4 protein-coding genes are annotated in these 2,221 nt (G+C 34.6%); 3 read left to right on the top strand and 1 reads right to left on the bottom strand.

Annotated elements, in window-relative coordinates:
* Positions 1-109: 109 nt before the first annotated feature.
* From UIB65_RS00555 to UIB65_RS00545, 3 genes are all read left to right on the top strand, one after another.
* A complete protein-coding gene (locus tag UIB65_RS00555; RefSeq protein ID WP_330039213.1) occupies positions 110-985 on the top strand; it encodes a formylmethanofuran dehydrogenase subunit C in 876 nt (291 codons plus the stop codon).
* Positions 986-1,034: 49 nt separating this feature from the next.
* Entirely contained in the window at positions 1,035-1,325 is a 291-nt protein-coding gene (locus UIB65_RS00550) for a DUF2097 domain-containing protein (protein WP_296805392.1), read from the top strand.
* 123 nt (positions 1,326-1,448) lie between these two features.
* A complete protein-coding gene (locus UIB65_RS00545; protein WP_330039212.1) occupies positions 1,449-1,739 on the top strand; it encodes a DUF2097 domain-containing protein in 291 nt (96 codons plus the stop codon).
* Here UIB65_RS00545 and UIB65_RS00540 read toward each other — a convergent pair.
* A partial coding sequence (locus tag UIB65_RS00540; protein ID WP_330039211.1) for an NrpR regulatory domain-containing protein occupies positions 1,740-2,221 on the bottom strand: 482 nt, incomplete at its 5' end. It lies immediately after the preceding gene.

Genomic DNA, 2,221 nt, shown 5'->3' with positions numbered 1-2,221 from the left:
ACATTATGCCGTTCTTCACTCAATACTACTCAGTCAAATGGGAAAACTACCCAGTACACGACCACTACGTATCCAACCCAATTAGAGTAGACGTTGATGGTAAATAAGGGTGATTATTGTGAAAACTATTACATTTGATCAAATAAAAACTTCTTCAATCGCTTTAGAATTCGATGAATTAATTCCTGATGAAATTTTTTCATGGACTGAAGCTGATTTCGCAAAATATCAAGTTCCTATTGGAAATTCCAGATTCCCAATCACTGACTTCTTCGACATTACTGTTGAAGGAGATGCAGAAGGACCTGATGATGTTAAAATGATTTTAAACGGTGATTTAAACAGAGTAAAATACATCGGTTGTAAAATGAGTGCTGGAGACATCGTATGTAACAGCAGCGTAGATTTACACGTTGGTGCTGAAATGTCTGGTGGATCCATTCTCGTTAAAGGTAATGCAGCAGCTCACGCTGGAAGAGAAATGTCTGGCGGATACCTTGAAATTGAAGGAAACACCAAAGAATTTACTGGTGCTTCTTACATTGGTGAATGGAGAGGTATGACTGGAGGACAAATTGTTGTCGGCGGTAACGCTGGTAAACAATGTGGTGAATGTTTAACCGGTGGTAGAATCCACGTTAAAGGTGACTGTGATATCTTAGCTGGTATTCACATGACCAAAGGTATTATCGAAATCGACGGTAACGTAAACCGTTGGCCTGGTGGACAAATGAAAAACGGTAACATTGTCATTCACGGATTCCTTGGAAGATTACTCGAAGGATTTGTTCTCGACGGTGTTGTAGTTGATCCTGAAGTTGACGGAGTCACTTTCGAAGGTAAATACATCAAATACACTGGTGATATTGGTCTTAACGGTAAAGGTAATTTATACTTAGATGCTGAAGCAAACAAAGATAAATTATCCACTTACGGAGAACTTGACGACGAATATACTTCAATCAGAGAATACAGGAATTTATAATTCCTCTCTCTTTTTTTCTTTTTTTTAATAAAATAATTAAGGCGATACAATGATTAAAGAAGTTCAAATGACCTTTGATGAAGCTGTAGAATACATTAGAGAAAATGTTCATGTTAGAGATACTTTGGAAGTTTCTTATAATCGTATTTTTGCTCCTGGTGAGGTATTGGGAATTACTGAAGAAGATGAAGAAACCGGCGAAGGTCTTAGAGTTGCAATGCAATTAAATGGTGAAATCCTAAACCAATCTATTGAAATTGATTTTAAACAAATTGCTGACGATTTAATAGAAATGCGCCACATTCATGATGATGAAGAATTGATTATTGAAATTCTTTAAACCCTCTCTTTTTTATATTTGTTTTTTTAATTTTTGCATTTTCATCGAAGAAATATTTTGTTCGATACTATACAAACATTTATATATCATTAAAAATAACTATTTTTTACGGAGTTGATTTAAATGAAAGAACTGGAGTTAACAACACAGGAAGCCGTAAATTACTTGAAAGAAAATTTAAAGATTCATGATGTATTGGAAATTTCATACAACAGGATTTTTGCAGAAGGAGAAGTCTTGAATGTTGATTTTTCAAAATATTTTGGAAAGCCTGGATTTAAGCTATTGATTTCACTTGATGAAAGTGAACTCGGCGCTACAGTTGAAATAGATGTTTATGAGGTAGAAGAAGACATTATTGAATTTGTTCATAAACCTAAAGATGGTGAAGCTGTGGATGTAACTGTAATCTAGTTACAGCCTATCCATGCTTTCGAAAGGAATTAATTTTTCCATAGCTTTTACTTCAATTTCTATTCCTTTTTCTTTGATTGCACCTATTGAATTAAGTCCACCACCAGCTATGACTCCAAAGTTATAGTTATCTACTTTTGCATTGTATACGAGTTCTCTTGGTTTTCCTATTTTGTAAATTGAAAATCCGATATTATTTAGTCTTTCAAGCAACTGAACTGCATATTCTCGTGATATGTATGGAATCTCTTTTACGCTTGCCAATATTTTATTGGGACTGTTGATGTTACTTATTGAAGTCAGTTTCTTTGATAGAAAGATTTTATGAGGATCTATTGTTGTTCCGTTGTAGGATATCAAATCAATGAACAGCGGAGGTTCTGTCAGCTCAAGAACTCCTCCGTATTTTGGAGTGCTCATTATTCCGTTGTTTATTAAAAGACCGTCGATACTTAGGCTGCAGATAGTAGCTATTCCTATTT

Source organism: Methanobrevibacter sp., assembly GCF_036307625.1.
Classification (GTDB): Archaea; Methanobacteriota; Methanobacteria; order Methanobacteriales; family Methanobacteriaceae; genus Methanocatella.
This window is presented reverse-complemented; position numbering and strand designations above follow the sequence as displayed.